This window comes from Nonomuraea wenchangensis (assembly GCF_900111685.1).
GTDB lineage: Bacteria > Actinomycetota > Actinomycetes > Streptosporangiales > Streptosporangiaceae > Nonomuraea > Nonomuraea wenchangensis.
The window spans coordinates 876446-893430 of the sequence record NZ_FOHX01000002.1; the positions used below are offsets into that span (position 1 = coordinate 876446).

The 16985-nt window shown below is 70.6% G+C and carries 20 protein-coding genes and 2 rRNA genes; 10 read left to right on the forward strand and 12 right to left on the reverse strand.

The window, feature by feature from the left end; all coding sequences use genetic code 11:
* Positions 1-182 precede the first annotated feature (182 nt).
* The 3 genes from BMW85_RS08180 to BMW85_RS08190 are packed head-to-tail and all read right to left on the reverse strand — an operon-like array spanning position 183 to position 2002.
* Positions 183-1124 (reverse strand): NAD-dependent epimerase/dehydratase family protein, encoded by a 942-nt coding sequence (locus BMW85_RS08180; RefSeq protein WP_091078813.1) that lies wholly within the window; start codon positions 1122-1124, stop codon positions 183-185.
* A gap of 9 nt (positions 1125-1133) precedes the next feature.
* The gene (gene rsrA / locus BMW85_RS08185) at positions 1134-1400 is read right to left on the reverse strand and encodes a mycothiol system anti-sigma-R factor (protein WP_091078815.1); all 267 of its coding nucleotides are present in this window, start codon (positions 1398-1400) and stop codon (positions 1134-1136) included.
* Entirely contained in the window at positions 1397-2002 is a 606-nt protein-coding gene (locus BMW85_RS08190; RefSeq protein WP_020544180.1) for a sigma-70 family RNA polymerase sigma factor, read from the reverse strand. Before BMW85_RS08190 ends, rsrA begins: the two co-directional genes overlap by 4 nt.
* Before the next feature lie 233 nt (positions 2003-2235).
* Here BMW85_RS08190 and BMW85_RS08195 point away from each other — a divergent pair, with 233 nt between their 5' ends.
* Entirely contained in the window at positions 2236-2979 is a 744-nt protein-coding gene (locus BMW85_RS08195) for a class I SAM-dependent methyltransferase (protein WP_091078817.1), read from the forward strand.
* Between the two features lie 111 nt (positions 2980-3090).
* Here BMW85_RS08195 and BMW85_RS08200 read toward each other — a convergent pair whose 3' ends face one another.
* Complete coding sequence (locus tag BMW85_RS08200) at positions 3091-3423, reverse strand: TraR/DksA family transcriptional regulator (protein WP_091078819.1); 333 nt, start codon at positions 3421-3423, stop codon at positions 3091-3093.
* Between the two features lie 158 nt (positions 3424-3581).
* Positions 3582-4328: an SOS response-associated peptidase gene (locus BMW85_RS08205; RefSeq protein WP_091078822.1), complete on the reverse strand. Its 747-nt coding sequence runs from the start codon at positions 4326-4328 to the stop codon at positions 3582-3584.
* Between the two features lie 106 nt (positions 4329-4434).
* Between BMW85_RS08205 and aroA the strand changes: the two genes are divergently transcribed.
* A complete protein-coding gene (gene aroA / locus BMW85_RS08210) occupies positions 4435-5721 on the forward strand; it encodes a 3-phosphoshikimate 1-carboxyvinyltransferase (RefSeq protein ID WP_177240541.1) in 1287 nt (428 codons plus the stop codon).
* Positions 5722-5950: 229 nt separating this feature from the next.
* Positions 5951-6970, forward strand: a complete 1020-nt coding sequence (rsgA, locus tag BMW85_RS08215) for a ribosome small subunit-dependent GTPase A (protein WP_245774682.1) — start codon at positions 5951-5953, stop codon at positions 6968-6970.
* 3 nt (positions 6971-6973) lie between these two features.
* Here the strand turns inward: rsgA and BMW85_RS08220 are convergent, their stop codons facing one another.
* On the reverse strand, positions 6974-7420 hold the full coding sequence (locus BMW85_RS08220; RefSeq protein WP_091078828.1) for a DUF4442 domain-containing protein: 447 nt from the start codon (positions 7418-7420) through the stop codon (positions 6974-6976).
* Positions 7421-7518: 98 nt separating this feature from the next.
* Here BMW85_RS08220 and hisN point away from each other — a divergent pair, with 98 nt between their 5' ends.
* Positions 7519-8313, forward strand: a complete 795-nt coding sequence (gene hisN / locus BMW85_RS08225) for a histidinol-phosphatase (protein ID WP_091078983.1) — start codon at positions 7519-7521, stop codon at positions 8311-8313.
* Positions 8314-8335: 22 nt separating this feature from the next.
* On the opposite strand, the gene BMW85_RS08230 is transcribed toward hisN, so the two are convergent.
* Positions 8336-9130 (reverse strand): fructosamine kinase family protein, encoded by a 795-nt coding sequence (locus tag BMW85_RS08230; RefSeq protein ID WP_091078830.1) that lies wholly within the window; start codon positions 9128-9130, stop codon positions 8336-8338.
* Positions 9117-9590 (reverse strand): low molecular weight protein-tyrosine-phosphatase, encoded by a 474-nt coding sequence (locus BMW85_RS08235; protein ID WP_177240542.1) that lies wholly within the window; start codon positions 9588-9590, stop codon positions 9117-9119. Before BMW85_RS08235 ends, BMW85_RS08230 begins: the two co-directional genes overlap by 14 nt.
* Before the next feature lie 121 nt (positions 9591-9711).
* On the opposite strand from BMW85_RS08235, the gene pstS reads away from it, so the two are divergent.
* Genes pstS through BMW85_RS08260 form a run of 5 tightly spaced genes read left to right on the forward strand, consistent with a single transcriptional unit; the run spans position 9712 to position 14233 of the window.
* Positions 9712-10827, forward strand: coding sequence for a phosphate ABC transporter substrate-binding protein PstS (gene pstS, locus BMW85_RS08240; protein WP_091078836.1), 1116 nt, complete (start codon positions 9712-9714; stop codon positions 10825-10827).
* Between the two features lie 6 nt (positions 10828-10833).
* Complete coding sequence (gene pstC, locus BMW85_RS08245) at positions 10834-11814, forward strand: phosphate ABC transporter permease subunit PstC (RefSeq protein ID WP_091078837.1); 981 nt, start codon at positions 10834-10836, stop codon at positions 11812-11814.
* On the forward strand, positions 11811-12716 hold the full coding sequence (gene pstA, locus BMW85_RS08250; protein WP_091078839.1) for a phosphate ABC transporter permease PstA: 906 nt from the start codon (positions 11811-11813) through the stop codon (positions 12714-12716). The genes pstC and pstA overlap by 4 nt, the downstream gene beginning before the upstream one ends.
* 15 nt (positions 12717-12731) lie before the next feature.
* On the forward strand, positions 12732-13508 hold the full coding sequence (gene pstB, locus BMW85_RS08255; RefSeq protein ID WP_091078841.1) for a phosphate ABC transporter ATP-binding protein PstB: 777 nt from the start codon (positions 12732-12734) through the stop codon (positions 13506-13508).
* The gene (locus tag BMW85_RS08260) at positions 13508-14233 is read left to right on the forward strand and encodes a winged helix-turn-helix transcriptional regulator (protein ID WP_091078843.1); all 726 of its coding nucleotides are present in this window, start codon (positions 13508-13510) and stop codon (positions 14231-14233) included. Before pstB ends, BMW85_RS08260 begins: the two co-directional genes overlap by 1 nt.
* On the opposite strand, the gene BMW85_RS08265 is transcribed toward BMW85_RS08260, so the two are convergent.
* Both BMW85_RS08265 and BMW85_RS08270 read right to left on the reverse strand, forming a co-directional pair.
* Positions 14202-15137, reverse strand: a complete 936-nt coding sequence (locus BMW85_RS08265; protein WP_245774683.1) for a serine hydrolase — start codon at positions 15135-15137, stop codon at positions 14202-14204. The genes BMW85_RS08260 and BMW85_RS08265 overlap by 32 nt on opposite strands.
* A gap of 33 nt (positions 15138-15170) precedes the next feature.
* Positions 15171-16058: a phenylalanine 4-monooxygenase gene (locus BMW85_RS08270; protein ID WP_091078848.1), complete on the reverse strand. Its 888-nt coding sequence runs from the start codon at positions 16056-16058 to the stop codon at positions 15171-15173.
* A 126-nt stretch (positions 16059-16184) separates the two neighbouring features.
* Here BMW85_RS08270 and BMW85_RS08275 point away from each other — a divergent pair, with 126 nt between their 5' ends.
* Positions 16185-16631: an Lrp/AsnC family transcriptional regulator gene (locus BMW85_RS08275; RefSeq protein ID WP_091078851.1), complete on the forward strand. Its 447-nt coding sequence runs from the start codon at positions 16185-16187 to the stop codon at positions 16629-16631.
* 64 nt (positions 16632-16695) lie between these two features.
* On the opposite strand, the gene rrf is transcribed toward BMW85_RS08275, so the two are convergent.
* Both rrf and BMW85_RS08285 read right to left on the reverse strand, forming a co-directional pair.
* Positions 16696-16812 (reverse strand): 5S ribosomal RNA (gene rrf, locus BMW85_RS08280).
* Positions 16813-16898: 86 nt separating this feature from the next.
* A 23S ribosomal RNA gene (locus tag BMW85_RS08285) occupies positions 16899-16985 on the reverse strand; the annotation flags it as partial.

The window sequence follows — 16985 nt, forward strand, 5'->3', positions numbered from 1 at the left end:
CCGGCGTCGTCAGGTCCAGGACACGCCTGGAGGCGTCACGCCGCCGGCCCACGCAGGCGTCCGGGCGACCGTCACCTTCACCATGCGATGCCTCCACGTCGACTTCAGGGAATCAACGCTACAGAAGACGACGCGGCCGTACCGGCCGGCCGGAGAATCGCAAGCAAAGCGTAATCAAGCCACTACGTGCGGCGATGCGAACGCGCCCACTCGACGGTCTGCTTGAGGCCGGTCGCGAGGTCGGTGCGCGGCTCCCAGCCGAGCCCGGCCTGGGCGGGCACCGGGTCGACGGCCATGGCGGGCAGGTCGCCGAGCCGCGCCGGGGCGAAGCCCGGCTTGTCGGGCGCGCCGGCGGCGTCGGCGATCAGCGTGTGCAGGCGGCGGTCGGTGGTCTGGATGCCGGTGCCGAGGTTGAACCTGCGGCCGTCGCCGCGCGGGCCGCAGGCGCGGGCGAAGCCGTCCACGACGTCCTCGACGAAGACGTAGTCGCGGGTCTGCGTGCCGTCGCCGAAGACGACCGTGGGCGTGCCGTTGAGCAGGGCGTCGGTGAAGATCGACACGACGCCGGCCTCGCCCTGGGGCGACTGGCGGGGGCCGTAGACGTTGGAGAGCACGAGCGTGGTGTACTCGATGCCGTGCAGGGCGCGGAAGGTGGCGAGGTAGATCTCGCCGCTCAGCTTGGAGGCCGCGTACGGCGAACGCGGATCGGTCGGCGCGTCGCCGGGCACCGGGATGGTGGCCGGCCGCCCGTAGACCGCCACGGACGAGGCGAAGACCACCTTGCGGGCGCGGCCCTCGTGCGCCGCCTCCAGGACGCGGGCGGTGCCCTCGACGTTGACGGAGGCGTCGTGCACCGGGTCGGCGACGCTCCTGCGCACGCTGATCTGCGCGGCCAGGTGGCAGATGACCTCCGGCTGCACCTCGGCGGCCAGGCCCACCATGGCCGGCTCGCGCACGTCGAGGACGTGCAGCCGGAACCGCTCGCTCGTGGCCGCCCCGGTCAGGTTGTCCCTGCTGCCGGAGGACAGGTCGTCCACGACGTGGACCTCGTGGCCGTCGGCAAGCAGCCGATCGACGAGGTTCGATCCGATGAACCCGGCACCCCCGGTGACCAAGACGCGCATGGGAGCATCCTAGTCGGGGAGCTCGGCTCTCACCTGTGCGATTCGGTCCAGCACTTTCGAGCGCAGGTCAGCGGGGACGGGATCGCAGCCACAATGTTTGGCTACGAGCGCTTTGACCGCTTTGTCGAGGTCGTACTCCTTCAGGCACGGGCTGCACTCGTCGAGGTGCACGCGGATCTCGACGACGTCGTGCTCGGTCAGCTCGCCGTCGAGATAGGCGTAGACCTTGTCGAGCACCTCGCGACAGTCCGTGTCATGTGGGTTGCCACAGCTCATTTCGTTTCCTCCGCCGGGACCAGGCCGCGCTCGCGGGCGTAGTCCTCAAGGAGGCCCCGCAGCTGTCTGCGTCCCCTGTGCAGCCTCGACATCACGGTGCCGATGGGAGTGCCCATGATGTCGGCGATCTCCTTGTAGGGGAAGCCTTCGACGTCGGCCAGGTAGACCGCGATCCTGAACTCCTCGGGCAACGCCGCGAGGGCCTGCTTGATGTCGCCGTCGGGCAGGTGCTCCAGCGCCTCGACCTCGGCCGACTTCAGGCCGCTCGAGGTGTGGGACTCCGCCCGCGCGAGCTGCCAGTCCTCGATCTCCTCGGTGCCGGACTGCTTGGGCTCGCGCTGCTTCTTGCGGTAGCTGTTGATGAAGGTGTTCGTGAGGATCCGGTAGAGCCACGCCTTGAGGTTGGTGCCCTGCTGGAACTGATGGAACGACGCGAACGCCTTGGCGAAGGTCTCCTGGAGGAGGTCTTCTGCGTCCGCGGGATTTCGGGTCATCCGGAGCGCGGCGCTGTAGAGCTGTTCGAGATACGGCATGACGTCGCGTTCGAATCGCTCGCTCCGCTGCTCCAGCGTCTCCGCGCCTGTCGCGGGCACCGGACCCACCCCCCTAAGATCACCGGTGGCCTGCTGCTGCGGGTCACCGTACTCGGGGAAGGATACCCGCTGGACCGGGGCCGGCCTGGCATCGGGGAGGGGCGCTGCCAATGTGAGCATGCTCGTCGCAACATCCCCGCGCCCTCGTCTGTTCCCGCAAGATAGAAGGTACGAAGGACCCGGTGCGGGGAACGTCATACGTACCGGCTGGTAGCCCTTTTTCCGTCACCCAGGAGTCGCGTGTGCTGCCCATTCCGGCCGAGGAACTCAACGGCTCAGGGACGCTCGGGCCGTACTGGACGTTCTACCGCGCCGTCGCCGCCGAACAACTCAACCGCTGGCTTCCCGCCGACCCCTCCGTGATCCTCGACCTGTCCGGCGGCCGGGGGCGCTGGTCCGGGCAGGCGGCGAGGGCCGGGCACAAAGTGATCGAGCTGCTGGACTTCCGCCGTACCGTCGACGGGCAGTCCCGGCTGCGGGACGCCGACCGGGTCCGTCATATACGCGCCGACGATCTGGCGTTCCTGCCCGACGCGAGCGTGGACGCGGTGCTCGCCGAGGAGCGCGTGATGTCGATCGAGCTCATGGCGGAGTCGGCCATGAGCGACGTCGCCCGGGTGCTGCGGCCTGGCGGCCGGGCGCTGGTGTGCGTCGACTCGCTGGTCCTCGGCATGGCGATACTCGCCGAGCAGGAGCAGTGGCAGCATCTGCGGCAGACCGGCGAGGTCATGCTCGTGCCCTGGCCCGACGGCAGCATCACGCGCTGCTTCAGCGGCGCGCAGTTGCGCGAGCTGCTGATCGGCGCCGGTCTCGAGGTGGAGTGGGTACGCCCGCGCACGGTGCTGTCGCCGTCCACGGTCGACCACGTGCTCGGCTCCGACGCGCGCTCGCTGACCTGGCTCGTCCGGACGGAGCTGGAGGCCCACCCGGACGACGACGACACCGTCGGCATCCACCTCGTGGCCAGCGCCAGGAAGAAGGGCTGACGCCCTCAGGGGTGACCGCCGTTCTTCGTGGCCGGCGGCGCTCCCGCAGGGTTTTCATGGCCGGCGGCGCTTTTCGTGGTCGGCGACGCTCCCGCAGCTCTGGGGGCGTGCTCAGCGGCGCCGCTCCCGCTTGCCCTGGCACTCGACGCACCTGGCGGCCTCGGGCCGCGCCTCCAGGCGGCCTTCAGGCACCGGCCTGGCGCAGTCGACGCAGCGGCCGTACACGCCTTCCTCCAGGCGCTTGAGCGCCTGGACGACCGCGTCGCGCTGCGTACCCGCCACGGTCAGCATGGCGCGGGCGCGGTCGGCGTCGGTCAGGTCGGAGCCGGCGTCGGCCGCGTGGTGCTCGCGCACCGCGACCGGGTCTCCCTGCAGCACGGCGATCGAACGGTCCAGTTCGGCCAGCATGTCTTCCAGCCGCTCACGAGCGGTCGTGACGTCCACGAATCCGCACCTCCGGGTAAAAGGAAGCAGCCCGTGGCGAGAACTCCCCGGCTGTCCCGCCCGGTGCAGTCAAAAGGGGCATGTGCCGCGGTGACCTCGTGTAAACGAATGCACGCGCTTTCCTCACCGGATGCCCACTTACCGCACTTCCTACACCTTCAGAAAAGGGCCGTCTCCTCCTCGTCAGGGAGGGGTTTGATGAGGTCGGGCCCATTGTTTCTGACGTTGTTGACGTCGGTCGACACCGCGTACGCGGTGAGCCGCCCCTGCTCGGCCGGCACCAGCAGCCGGGTGGCCTCGGCGGGGTCGGTGAGCTTGGGATCGAGCCATTCGGCCCAGCGCTCCCGCTCGATCATCATGGGCATCCTGTCGTGGATGCGGCCCAGCTGGTCCTCGGCGTCGGTGGTGATCACCGTGCAGGTGACGAGCCATTTGAGCGGATCGTCGTCGTCGCGCGAGGGGTCCTTCCAGAACTCGTACAGGCCGGCCATCGCCAGCACCCCGCCGTCCGCCGGATGAATGTAGTAGGGCTGCTTCTTCCGCTTCTCGCCCTCGACCGGCATCCATTCGAAGTAGCCGTCGGCGGGCAGCAGGCACCTGCGCTTGGCGAACGCCCGGCGGTAGGACGGCTTGTCCGCCACTGTCTCGATCCTGGCGTTGATCATGCGTGAGCCGATCGACGGGTCCTTGGCCCACGACGGCACGAGGCCCCACTTGACGACCCTGAGCTGCCGCACCGCGCGGTCGCCCTCGCCGGGCACGCGGTCCATGATCGCGTAGACGTTCTTGGTGGGCGCGACGTTGTAGTCGGGGCCCAGCTCCTTGTCGGGCTCGCCGTCCAGCTCGACCTGGAACTCCTCCAGGATCTCGTGCTTCTTGCGCGCCGAGGCGTATCTACCGCACATGACCCCACCCTGCCACGCGACACCGACACCTACGCCTTCCCGCCGCGTGTTCACCGTCGTCCACAGGTGGTGACCCCCGCCCGTCACGCCCGGATAGGCTTTGGCCATGTCCGTTCCGCACTGGCCCGCGCCCACCGCCGCCGCTCCCGTCAGCGCCGCCGTGCCGCTGCCCGGCAGCAAGTCGGTGACCAACCGCGCGCTCGTCCTGGCCGCGCTCGCCGAGGGTCCCGGCGTGGTGCGCAGGGCCCTGCGCAGCCGCGACGCCGACCTCATGGTCGCCGCGCTGCGCGCGCTCGGCGCCCGGCTGGAGCCCTCCGCAGAGACCCCGGCGAGCGTCGACTGGCACGTCACGCCCGGCCCGATCCGCGGCGGCGCGGCCGTCGACGCCGGCCTCGCGGGCACGGTCATGAGGTTCGTGCCGCCGATCGCCGCGCTGGCCGACGGGCCGGTCTCCTTCGACGGCGATCCGCACGCCCGCAAGCGCCCGATGGGCCCCATCCTCGACGCCCTGCGGGCGCTCGGCGCGCGGGTCGACAACGACGCGCTGCCGTTCACCATCAGCGGGCCGCTGACCGGCGGCGAGGTCACGCTCGACGCCTCGGGCTCCTCGCAGTTCGTGTCGGGGCTGATGCTGTCGGCCGCGCGCTTCGCCAAGGGCGTCACGATCCGGCACGCCGGCCCGCCGGTGCCCTCCCAGCCCCACATCCGGATGACCGTGCAGATGCTCAGGGCGGCCGAGGTCGTGGTCGACGACAGCGAGCCCGACGTGTGGCGGGTCGAGCCAAGCCCGATCGCGGCGCGCGACGTCACGGTGGAGCCCGACCTGTCCAACGCGGCGCCGTTCCTCGCCGCCGCGCTCGTCACGGGCGGCACGGTCACCATCCCCGCCTGGCCGCGCGTCACCACCCAGCCGGGCGACGCGCTGCGCGGCCTGCTCACGTCCATGGGCGCCACCGTCGCCCGCGACGAGCACGCCGACGCCGCCGACCTGGTGCTCACCGGCACCGGCGAGATCACCGGCATCGACGCCGACCTGCGCGAGGTCGGCGAGCTCACGCCCACCATCGCCGCCCTGGCCGCGCTCGCCACCACGCCGACCCGCATCCGCGGCGTGGCCCATCTGCGCGGCCACGAGACCGACCGGCTGGCCGCGCTGGCCACCGAGATCAACCGGCTGGGCGGCGACGCCGAGGAGACCGACGACGGGCTGATCATCCGCCCGCGCCCGCTGCACGGCGGCGTCTTCCGCAGCTACGACGACCACCGCATGGCCACGGCCGGCGCGGTGATCGGCCTGCGCGTGCCCGGCGTCGAGGTGGAGAACATCGCGACGACCGCCAAGACCCTGCCGGAGTTCGTCCGCATGTGGACGGCGATGCTGGAGTCCCGGTGACCGCACGGACCGAGGTCCCGGTGGCCGGACAGGCTGGTTTCGCGACCGGCGCTCCGGGCACCTCGCAAGGGGGCGATCCGCGCCGGCGTGCCGCCCGTCCCGCCGCCGCTTCCCTACGCCACCCCCGGCAGCAGGCGCGCGGACCCCGTACGACCGCCCGAAGGAAGGAACTCACGCACATGGGAGCGGACCGCTGAGAAAGCGGGAATACGACGAGGACGACGTACGGGTGAGGCCGGGCAAGGGCTCGCGCCCGCGCACCCGCAACCGTCCCGCGCACGAGGACGCCATCGAGGGCTTCGTGGTCGCCGTCGACCGGGGCCGCTACACCATCCTGGTGGAGCCCGACCGCGCCAAGGGCTCGGCGCACAAACGCAAGCAGCAGCACCAACGCCGGCTCGTGGTCGCCATGAAGGCCCGTGAGCTGGGCCGCAAGGGCATCGTGGTCGGCGACCGGGTCGCGCTGGTGGGCGACGTGTCGGGCCGGCCCGACACGCTGGCCCGGGTGGTGCGCGTGGAGCCGCGCACCTCGATGCTGCGCCGATCGGCAGACGACACCGAGGACACCGACGGCATCGAGCGCCCGATCGTGGCCAACGCCGACCAGCTGGTGATCGTCGCCGCGCTCGCCGATCCGCCGCCCCGGCCGCGGATGATCGACCGCATCCTCGTGGCGGCGTTCGACGCCGAGATCGACACCCTGCTCTGTCTCACCAAGTCCGACCTCGCCCCGCCCGACGGCCTCGTGGCGCTCTACGAGCCGCTGGGCGTCTCGCACGTCGTCGTCCACAAGGGCGGCTCGCTCGACGAGCTGCGCGAGCACCTGGCCGGCCGGATCAGCGTCCTGGTCGGCCACTCGGGGGTCGGCAAGTCCACCCTGGTCAACGCCCTGGTCCCCGACGCCAACCGGGCCGTCTCCCAGGTCAACGCGGTCACCGGCAGGGGCCGGCACACCTCCACCTCGGCGGTGGCCCTTGAGCTGCCGGAGGGCGGCTGGATCATCGACACGCCGGGGGTGCGCAGTTTCGGCCTGGCCCACGTGTCGGTGGAGACGGTGCTGGCCGCCTTCCCCGACCTGGTGGAGGGCACGGTCCACTGCCCCAAGGGCTGCACCCACCTGGCCGACGGCTGCGCGCTCGACGCCTGGGTGGCCGCGGGCAACGCCGATCCCGCCCGGCTGGAGTCGCTGCGCCGCCTGCTGTCCAGCCGCGAAGGCGCGCTCGACGACACCGCCGAGCGCGCCACGTGACGATCAGCGCCGGTGGGGCCGCAGCGTCCAGGTGATGGCGACCGTGGAGACGAGGACGCCGTCGCCGTCCGTCAGCTCCACCGCCACCTCGAACTCGGGCCGCCCGCCCGCGTCCAGCTCGGCGACCACCGCCTCCCGCGTGGCCAGCAGCCGGGCCTCCGCGCGCACCTCGCCCTTGGCGAACTTGCGGTACTCCACGCTGGCGCCGGTGGTGAGCGGCACGGCCCGGCCGAGCTCGTCCCCCAGCAGCGAGAGCATCGCCGCTCCCGAGGCCGTCTCGGCCAGCGTGAACAGCGCTCCGGCGTGCGGCCCCGCCACGTGGTTGTGCACGTCCTCGCGATCGGGCAGCCGGCAGACCGCCCGCCCGTCGCCCACCTCGTCGAAGACGATCCCCACGGTCCGGGCGAAGGGGACGGTCTCCAGCAGCAACGCACCAACATCTAACGACATATCGGCATGCTACCCGCCAGTAACAGGAGGGGTGGTTACCAGAAAAGGGGCGTCTGCGACTGATGTTCCGTCCGCCCGGCACGATAGCGTGGGCGACCGTGCAGGGTTACAACGATGATCTACGCCTCGCGCACGTCATGGCGGACGCCGCCGACGACCTCACCATGCGCCGGTTCAAGGCCGTCGACCTCAAGGTCGACACCAAGCCCGACCTCACCCCGGTCAGCGACGCCGACCGCGCCGTCGAGGAGGCGATCCGCGGCACGCTGCGCCGGGCCCGGCCCCGCGACGCCGTCGTGGGCGAGGAGTTCGGCACGACCGGCCACGGCGCCAGGTCCTGGATCATCGACCCCATCGACGGCACCAAGAACTACGTGCGCGGCGTGCCCGTGTGGGCGACGCTGATCGCCCTCATGGAGTACGGCCGCGTCGTCGTCGGCCTGGTCTCCGCCCCCGCGCTCGGCCGGCGCTGGTGGGCGGCCACCGACGGCGGCGCGTGGACCGGCAAGAGCCTGGCCAAGGCGTCCAGGATGCGCGTCTCCTCGGTCTCCGACCTGGGGGACGCCTCCTTCTCCTACTCCAGCTTCGGCGGCTGGGAACAGACCGGCAGGCTCGACACCTTCCTCGACCTCAGCCGCGCCTGCTGGCGCACCCGCGCCTACGGCGACTTCTGGTCGCACATGATGGTCGCCGAGGGCTCGGTCGACTTCTCCGCCGAGCCCGAGCTGTCGCCCTGGGACATGGCCGCGCTCACGGTCATCGTCGAGGAGGCCGGCGGCGTCTGGACCGACACCACGGGCGTACGCGGGCTGGAGGGCGGCAGCCTGGTCTGCAGCAACGGGCTCCTGCACGACGAGATCATCGCCCGGCTCAACGGCACCCGCGTCCGCTGACCGTACGACGCTCGCGGCTCGCTCACAGCTCCAGCACCCGCCGCACCGCCGCCATCAGGCTCCCGCGGTAGGACCCGCCGTACAGCACGACGTGCACCAGCAGCGGATGAAGCTGGTGCAGCGGCACCCGCTCGCGCCACCCGTCCGCGAGCGGCCACTCCTCCCGGTACGCCCCGAGCACCCGGTCCAGGTGCGGCAGCCCGAACAGCGCCAGCATGCCGAGGTCGGTCTCCCGGTGCCCGCCGTGGGCGGCCGGATCGACCAGCACCGCCGAACCGCCCGACCACAGCACGTTCCCGCTCCACAGGTCCCCGTGGATCCTGGACGGCGGCTCGGCAGGCCCCGCCACCTCGGCGAAGCGCGCCACGGCCCGCTCGACCTCGGCCACGTCGGCCGCCGGCAGCCGCGCCTCACGCAGGAACGGCAGGACCCGCCGCTCGGCGTAGAACTCCGGCCACGAGCCGCACGGCCGGTTGTCCATCGGCAGCTCGGCGATGAACCCCGGCCACGGCGCGCCGAACGCCGCCGCGCCCGCCCGGTGCATCCCGGCCAGCTCCCGCCCGAACCGCTCGGCCGCCGCAGGCCCAGGCCGCTCCTCCTCCACCCAGGACAGCACCAGCCGGTCCGGCCCCGCCTCGATCACCTCCGGCACCGCGGCGACCTCGCCCAGCCAGCGCAGCCCCGCCGCCTCCGCCGCGAACACCTCCGACACCGCGTCGGCGGGCCCGCTCTTGACGAACACCGGCCGCCCGTCGTCCAGCACGCCCTGCCGCAGCCGCCAGCCGTGGGACGTGCCGAGCTCCCTAACCGATCTCATCGGCGACGTGCTTGGCCACGCCCTCGGCCGCCGACTCCACCAGCGAGAGCACCTCCTCGAACCCCTCGCGCCCCCCGTAGTACGGATCGGGCACCTCGGCCCCGGACGGCGCCGCCGGGTCGAACGAGCGGAACAGCCGCACCTCGACCCCGGGGGCCGCGAGCCGCCGCAGGTTGGCCAGGTTGTCCCGGTCCATGGCCAGCACCAGGTCGTAGCGGTCGAACCAGTCGGCGGTGAACTGCCGGGCCCGGTGCGCGACCCCGTCGTAGCCGCGCTCGGCCAGGATGCCGAGCGCCCGCTCGTCCATGGGCTCGCCCACGTGCCAGCCGCCCGTCCCTGCGCTCTCGACCACGACCTGCTTGCCCAGCCCGCGGTCCTCCAGGACCCGCCGCAGCACGACCTCCGCCATGGGCGAGCGGCAGATGTTTCCCATGCACACCACGCAAATGCGATACGTCATACCACCCATCATGAGGGTGACCGGGGGCGTTCACCGTCCGTTCACCCTTGCTAGGGATCCGAGTCACTTTCGCTGCGTAGCTTCAAGGGCGACTGAGGACCAAGTGAAAAGGAACCCAACCGTGAAGTATGCAGGCCGGCTCGCCGCCGTCGCCTTCGTCGGCGCGCTCTCGCTCGCTGCGTGCGGCACAGACAACAACGCCCCGGCGGGCACCGGTGGCACCACCGCCGCCAGCGCCCCTGCCGCGGGCAACGACAACGCTCTGAGCGGCACCATCAACGCCGCGGGCTCCTCCGCCCAGGCCAACGCGATTGACGAGTGGAAGAAGAACTTCCAGGCCACCAACTCGGGCGTGAGCATCAACTACCAGCCCAGTGGCTCGGGCGCGGGTGTGCAGGCCTTCATCCAGGGCACGGTCTCCTTCGCCGGCTCGGACTCCGCTCTGAACGACGAGAAGGGCGAGCCGGCCCAGGCCGACGCCCGTTGCAAGACCGGCAAGGCCATCAACATCCCGATGGTGACCGGCCCCGTGGCCGTGGTCTACAACCTGCCGGGCGTGGACGGTCTGCAGCTCTCGCCCAAGACCATCGGCGGGATCTTCAACAGCCAGATCACCAAGTGGGACGACCCGGCGATCAAGGCCGAGAACCCCGACGCCAAGCTGCCCTCCACCCCGATCCAGGCGTTCCACCGCTCGGACGAGTCGGGCACCAGCGACAACTTCACCAAGTTCCTTAAGGCCACGGCCGAGTGGCCGTACGACCCGGCCAAGGCGTGGCCCGCCGACGCCAAGGGCCAGGGCGCCAAGGGCTCCGACGGCATCGCCTCCTCGGTCAAGGACACCGAGGGCGCCATCAGCTACGTCGAGATGTCCTACGCCGACAACTCCCAGCTCCAGAAGGCCAAGGTCGCCAACGGCTCGGGCGAGTTCGTCGAGCTGACCCCCGAGAGCGCCGCCAAGACGGTCGAGACCGCCGAAGTCAAGGGCACCGGCAACGACCTCAAGCTCTCGATCGACTACGGCACCAAGACCGCGGGCGCCTACCCGATCGTCCTGGTGACGTACGAGATCACCTGCGAGAAGGGCCTGCCGGCCGAGGAGGCCAAGCTGGTCAAGGAGTTCCTCACCTACACCGCCAGCGACGAGGGCCAGGCGGCGCTCAAGGACCTGGGCTACGCCCCGCTCGCCGGCGGCCTGCTCACCAAGGTCCGCACCGCCATCGGGGCCATCTCCTAGCGGCCGATGACGACCGACACGAAGATTCGCGACGGCGGACCGGCCATGCGCCGGTCCGCCTCGCGGCGCACCTCCGGTGAAGGGCTCTTCAAGTTCCTGGCCACCGCGGCCGGGGTCGTCCTGCTGGCGATCATGGCGGCCATCGCCGTGTTCCTCATCGCAGAGGCGATCCCCGCGCTGCAGGCGAACAAGGGCGGCTTCTTCACGGACCTCGTCTGGGAGCCCAACAGCAGCCAGGTGTTCGGCATCGGCGCGCTGGCCTTCGGCACGGTGCTGAGCTCGGGCATCGCGCTGGTCATCGCGACCCCGATCGCGGTCGGCGTCGCGCTGTTCATCTCCCACTACGCGCCGCGCCGCCTCGCCGGTCCGCTCGGCTACCTCATCGACCTGCTCGCCGCGGTCCCCAGCGTCATCTACGGCCTGTGGGGTCTGGCCTTCCTCGTGCCGCTGCTGCGGGAGCCCTCGCGGTGGCTCAACGAGCACTTCGGCTGGTTCCCGCTGTTCGCCGGCGAGGGCGCGATCGGCGGCAAGACCATGCTGGCCGGCGGCATCGTTCTGGCGATCATGATCCTGCCGATCATCGCGGCCATCTCCCGCGAGGTCTTCCTGCAGGTGCCGCGCATGAACGAGGAGGCGGCGCTCGCGCTCGGCGCGACCCGCTGGGAGATGATCAGGATGGCGGTGCTGCCGTTCGGCCGTCCCGGCGTCATCAGCGCCGCGATGCTCGGCCTCGGCCGCGCCATGGGCGAGACCATCGCGGTCGCGCTCATCTTCCCCGCCACGTTCGACATCAGCGTCCAGATCCTGACCCCGCACGGCAACAGCATCGCGGCCAACATCGCCAACGGCTTCGGCGAGGCCACCCCGATCGGACGCGGCGCGCTGATCGCCTCCGGCCTGGTGCTGTTCGTCATCACCCTGCTGGTCAACATGGCGGCCCGTATGATCATCAACCGCCGCAAGGAGTACGCGAGGGCCGGCGCATGACCCTGCAACAGGAGGCCGCGCGCAGGCCGCGCGGAGTCCAGCACATCTCGACCGGCCGCCGGGTGAAGGACCGCTTCGTCCAGGGGCTGGTCTATCTGGCGTTCGCGATGGCCGTGGTGCCGCTGGTCTCGGTGCTGTGGCTGGTGATCTCCAACGGCCTGGCCCGCTTCGACCTGGAGTTCATGACGCACTCGATGCGCGGCATCGGCGCGCGGGACGCGGGCGGCGGCGCCTACCACGCCATCATCGGCACCGTCGAACAGGTGCTGCTCGCCTCGGCCATCTCGGTCCCGATCGGCCTGCTCACCGCCATCTACCTGGTCGAGTACGGCAACGGCGGCCGGCTCAGCCGGGCCATCAGCTTTTTCGTGGACGTCATGACCGGTGTCCCCTCGGTGGTCGCCGGTCTGTTCATCCTCGCGTTCTGGATCCTGTTCCTCGGCATGCCGTACAGCGGGTGGGCGGGCGCCATGGCCCTGTCCATCCTCATGATGCCGACCGTGGTCAGGTCCACCGAGGAGATGCTCCGGTTGGTTCCGGCCGATCTGCGCGAGGCCTCGTACGCGCTGGGCGTCCCCAAGTGGCGCACGATCATGAAGATCGTGCTGCCGACCGCGTTCACCGGCATCGTCACCGGCGTCATGCTGGCCGTGGCCCGCGTCGCCGGCGAGACCGCGCCGATCCTGCTCACGGTGTTCTTCACCGACTCCATCAACAACGACCCGTTCAGCGGGCCTCAGATGGGCCTTCCCCTCTATGTCTTCGACCAGGCGGCGCGTCCCAACGACACCGCCATCGACAGGGCGTGGACCGGAGCCCTCACGCTCATCCTGATCGTCATGCTGCTCAACTTGGTGGCGCGCCTGATCGCCTGGTGGCGTGCGCCCGCCAAGGGCCGATAGGGGGTACCGCCACTCATGTCCAAGCAGATCCAGGTTTCGGGTCTGGACGCGTACTACGGCGCGCACAAGGCCATCGAAGACGTGTCGATGACCATCGAGCCGCGCTCGATCACCGCGTTCATCGGCCCCTCGGGGTGCGGCAAGTCGACGTTCCTGCGCACGCTCAACCGGATGCACGAGGTGATCCCCGGCGCCCGCGTCGAGGGCAAGGTGCTGCTCGACGGCGACGACCTCTACGGCGCCTCCGTCGAGCCCGTCTCGGTGCGCAGGATGATCGGCATGGTCTTCCAGCGTCCCAACCCGTTCCCCACGATGTCGATCTACGACAACGTCGCCGCCGGCCTGCGCCTCAACGGCCGCCTGCCGAAATCGCAGCTCGACGGCATCGTCGAGGAGTCGCTGAAGGGCGCCAACCTCTGGAACGAGGTCAAGGACCGCCTCACCAAGCCCGGCGCGGGCCTGTCCGGCGGTCAGCAGCAGCGGCTCTGCATCGCCCGCGCGATCGCGGTCAAGCCGCAGGTGCTGCTCATGGACGAGCCGTGCTCGGCGCTCGACCCGATCTCCACGCTGGCCATCGAGGACCTCATGGCCAAGCTCAAGGACGAGTTCACGATCGTCATCGTCACCCACAACATGCAGCAGGCCGCCCGCGTCAGCGACCGCACCGCCTTCTTCAACCTGGCCGGCCAGGGCCAGCCCGGCAAGGTCGTCGAGATGGACGAGACCTCACGCATGTTCACCAACCCGAGCCAGAAGGCCACCGAGGACTACATCACGGGGCGCTTCGGCTGATGACCCGACAGCAGGCGCCCGTCACGGTGAACGGGGACGTGAGGACCAGGCCCGTGCTGCTCATCGCCGATCCGGACCGGACCGTGGTCGACGAGGTCGCGAACGCCCTCGAACGCGAGGGCGTCGCGGTCACCGGCGCGCCCGACGGCGCCCAAGGTCTGCTGCAGGCGGGGGCCCTGCAACCCGACGTGGTGCTCGTCTCGGCCACGATCGCGGTCATCGACGCGGTCGAGTTCGTCCGCGCGGTACGCCGCGCCCGGGCCGTGCCGGTGCTGCTCGGCGTCGGCGAGGGGCACGCCGAGCAGGCGGTCCGCGCGCTCGCGGCGGGCGCCGCCGCCTGTGTGGCCAGGCCGTACCGGGTGCCGGAGCTGCTGCCGTTCATCCACGCGGCCTCGCCGGAGTCGCGTGACGTGCTCCACGTCGGCGGCGTGGAGCTCGACGTGCAGGCATACCAGGTGCGCGTCGGCGGGCGCACCGTCCACCTGCCGCTGCGCGAGTTCGAGCTGCTGCAGTACCTGATGCGCAACGCCGACCGCACGGTCACCCGCGAGCAGATCATGCGGCACGTCTGGCACACCGCCACGACGACCTCGACGAACACCATCGCGGTGCACGTCAAGCGGCTGCGGGCGCGGCTCGGCGACGAGGACGACCAGCTGATCCAGACCGTACGCGGCGTCGGCTACCGGCTGGTCACGCCGAGCATCTCCGGAAGTCCCGCATGATGCGCCGGGCCACGCCCTCGACGGTCGCGATGCCCTGACGGACGTCCGCGGCGCCCTCGCTGAGCACGGCCACGGCGTAGTCGTGGCCTTCGCCGCTGATCAGGCCGACGGTGACGACGGCCCAGCGCCCGGTCGAGACCCGCCTGAGCCAGCCGTTCTTCAGCGCCACCCGCTCGCCCCGGCAGGCCGCGGCGCTCAGACCCCAGTCCTGGCCGTCCACGACCGTGCCCATGAGGTCGAGCACCCGCGAGCGCTCCCCGCCCTTCAGCGGGCTTCTGGGGGACACCAGGGCACTCATGAGCCGGATCTGGTCATCCACCGACGTACGGGTGATTCCCCAGCAGAACAGGTCAACGCAGGAGCCGGGCACGCCCAGGGTGTGCTTGAGCCCGAACCGCCGCGCCGCCTTCGTGAGCCCGCCCGCGCCGCCGATCCGCAGCCAGAGCCGGTCCGCGGCCTGGTTGTCGCTGGCCCGAATCATCAGCTCGGCGTCCCGCCGGACGTCGCGCGGCAGCTTCTTCCACGGCGTCCTCAGCAGCAGCGCCATGAGGATGAGCACCTTGGAGCTGCTCGCGGTGATCAGCCGCTCGCCCGGGTGGTAGCGGTAGAGCCGCCCGCTCGCCAGATCCTTGACCATCGCCGTGACCCGTCCTGGGCGGCCCGCCAGGTAGCGGTCGAGCCGCCTGCCGATCCGTTTCGCGGAGATCGGCCGCAGCGGCTCCACGGCCGCGATGCGCTCGGCCCGCCGCAGCGTCAGGCCCGTGCTTACGCCGGTCGCCACGTGCGCCACCAGGACGGCCCGGCCGGTTTGTGCTGTTGACTCCGCCGGCGCGGTGACCAGGGACAGGAGCAGGGCGAGAGCGAGCAGCACCCGCCCTGTCACCTGGCCCTGGCCTGTGATCACCCGGGCATTATGGCGAGAACCCGGACGAAGGTGCTAGACGGCTGAGGCCATCAGTCGGGCGATCGAGTCGTCGTCGCAGGTGGCCCAGAAGCCGCCCACGACGTCCTCCAGGTGCTCCAAGGACTCCGCCGCGAACAACACGTCCTGATATTTCGTGATGTCGTAGTGCGTGGTACCCATGGCCGCCAGCTCCAGCGGCCGGATGTCCATGCCGCGGAACTCCTCGATCTCCCCGTACGACGACAGGATCCCCGCCCCGTACGCCCGCAGCTCGCCCTGCTCCCGCATCACCCCGAACTCCAGCGTGAACCAGAACACCTTCGAGACGAACTCCAGCGCCTCCTCACCCTCGACCCGCCGCGCGGCCTGCCCGGCCAGCCGGTAGAGAGCCGCGTACCGGTCGCTGGCCAGCGCGTTGGCGTGCCCGATGACCTCGTGCACGACGTCCGGCTCCGGCGTGTAGAACGGCACCGAGTGGTGCCGGATGTACTGCGTGGAGTGGAAGAACCCGTCGGCGAGCACCCCGTAGAAGTCGCGCAGCGGCACCAGCCCGGCCGCCGGCAGATACCGGAACCCGGTCAGCGGCTCCAGCAGCCCCGAGACCTCCTCCAGCTGCGGGATGCGCTCGGCGGGCAGCCCCAGCCGGGCCACGCCGTCCAGGTATTCGGCGGTGGCGTACTTGGCGTGCTTGATCGCCAGCTCCCTGCTGACCATCGCCCACACCTCGTGCTCCTGCTCGGTGTACTCGGCCGCCGGGATGGGCGTCCCCAGCCGGTAGCCGAGCGCCAGAGCAGCGATCGCGTTCCGCCGCGCCCGGTACACCTGGTCCGCGAACCCGGGATGCGACGCGGCCAGCTCGACCACCACCGACCCGTCCTCCTGGGCGGCGACCGGCGCGAAGTACTGTGCTTCCTCGAACATGTCCAGATAACAGCAAGTCTCGCTTTTCCTGGCAAGAGCGCTCAATCCTGCTGCGCGATACGCTCAATTCCGCCCGCCCGAACCGGCATTCACTGGTCGAATCGCACACTTCCCCGGAGGCCCTCCATGGACGACCTCGACGCCCGCCTGCTGGTGACCATGCGCGCGCACCCGCGCATCGGCCTGACCGAGCTCGCCCGGCTGCTGGGCGTCGCACGCGGCACCGTGCAGGCCCGCGTCGAGAAGCTGACCGCCCGGGGCGTCATCCAGGACTTCGGTCCCACGGTCTCACCGGCCGCCGCCGGCTATCCCATCCTGGCCTTCGTCTGGCTCCAGATCGCGCAGGGCCGGCTGGAGGAGGCGGTCGCCGCTCTGGGGGCCGTACCGCAGATCCTGGAGGTGCACGGCACCAGCGGCCAGCACGACCTGCTCTGCCGCGTGGTGGCCAGGAGCACCGATCACCTGCAGGAGATCATCGCCCGCATCCTGGCCTCACCCGCCGTGCAACGCACGGACACCACGATCGCCCTGAGCACCCAGATCCCGTACCGCATCGAACCCCTCCTGCAGTGAGGCTCTGGAACCCGGAAATGCAGAAGGGCCCCGACGCTAAGCGTCGGGGCCCTCCATAAAGATTGTCCGGCGGTGACCTACTCTCCCACACCCTCCCGAGTGCAGTACCATCGGCGCAGAGAAGCTTAACTTCCGGGTTCGGAATGTAACCGGGTGTTTCCTTCCCGCCATAACCGCCGTAACCCTCCGAAACAAACAAACACACAGTGTTTGCAGTCTCAGAATTGCCTAGTGGACGCGAGCAAAAAATCTCAGAAAGAATGCTTTGTGGTCAAGTCCTCGGCCTATTAGTACCGGTCAGCTCCACACGTTACCGCGCTTCCACCTCCGGCCTATCAACCCGGTCGTCTACCG

Coding starts and splice junctions, on each gene's coding strand:
- BMW85_RS08230 (WP_091078830.1), bottom strand. CDS start 9,130: ATGAGATCGGTTAGGGAGCTCGGCACGTCCCACGGCTGGCGGCTGCGG.
- BMW85_RS08205 (WP_091078822.1), bottom strand. CDS start 4,328: ATGTGCGGTAGATACGCCTCGGCGCGCAAGAAGCACGAGATCCTGGAG.
- BMW85_RS08275 (WP_091078851.1), top strand. CDS start 16,185: ATGGACGACCTCGACGCCCGCCTGCTGGTGACCATGCGCGCGCACCCG.
- pstA (WP_091078839.1), top strand. CDS start 11,811: ATGACCCTGCAACAGGAGGCCGCGCGCAGGCCGCGCGGAGTCCAGCAC.
- BMW85_RS08180 (WP_091078813.1), bottom strand. CDS start 1,124: ATGCGCGTCTTGGTCACCGGGGGTGCCGGGTTCATCGGATCGAACCTC.
- rsrA (WP_091078815.1), bottom strand. CDS start 1,400: ATGAGCTGTGGCAACCCACATGACACGGACTGTCGCGAGGTGCTCGAC.
- aroA (WP_177240541.1), top strand. CDS start 4,435: ATGTCCGTTCCGCACTGGCCCGCGCCCACCGCCGCCGCTCCCGTCAGC.
- BMW85_RS08260 (WP_091078843.1), top strand. CDS start 13,508: ATGACCCGACAGCAGGCGCCCGTCACGGTGAACGGGGACGTGAGGACC.
- BMW85_RS08235 (WP_177240542.1), bottom strand. CDS start 9,590: ATGACGTATCGCATTTGCGTGGTGTGCATGGGAAACATCTGCCGCTCG.
- pstB (WP_091078841.1), top strand. CDS start 12,732: ATGTCCAAGCAGATCCAGGTTTCGGGTCTGGACGCGTACTACGGCGCG.
- BMW85_RS08220 (WP_091078828.1), bottom strand. CDS start 7,420: ATGTCGTTAGATGTTGGTGCGTTGCTGCTGGAGACCGTCCCCTTCGCC.
- pstC (WP_091078837.1), top strand. CDS start 10,834: ATGACGACCGACACGAAGATTCGCGACGGCGGACCGGCCATGCGCCGG.
- BMW85_RS08270 (WP_091078848.1), bottom strand. CDS start 16,058: ATGTTCGAGGAAGCACAGTACTTCGCGCCGGTCGCCGCCCAGGAGGAC.